The sequence below is a fragment of the Alicyclobacillus fructus genome (assembly GCF_017329605.1).
In the GTDB taxonomy this organism is placed as follows: Bacteria; Bacillota; Bacilli; order Alicyclobacillales; family Alicyclobacillaceae; genus Alicyclobacillus; species Alicyclobacillus fructus.
Genome location: NZ_JAFMTY010000108.1, coordinates 1 through 277 on the forward strand (window position 1 = coordinate 1; position 277 = coordinate 277).

Below are 277 nucleotides of genomic sequence, written 5' to 3' on the forward strand. Positions count from 1 at the left end.
TGATGGTGTTGATCGGCCTGCTGGCCCTGTTTGCCCGCGAGGGCTTGAGTGCCGGTGGGGCCATCCAGGTGGGGGTACTCTATGCCTTCATCAGCTATCTGGGGCGCATGATAGAGCCGCTCATCGAGATGACCAACCAGCTCAACCAGCTGCAGCAGGCCATGGTGGCCGGGGAGCGGGTATTTGCTCTGCTCGACGAGTCCCGTGAGAGCACGCAAGGCGAGAGTCCTGCGTTGCAGGGGCGGGTCAGCTTCGACAAGGTGAGCTTCTCCTACGA

At 62.1% G+C, this 277-nt stretch carries 1 pseudogene; it reads left to right on the top strand.

The features are described 5' to 3' along the window. Positions 1–277, top strand: a pseudogene (locus tag J3481_RS14520) (multidrug ABC transporter permease); the annotation flags it as partial.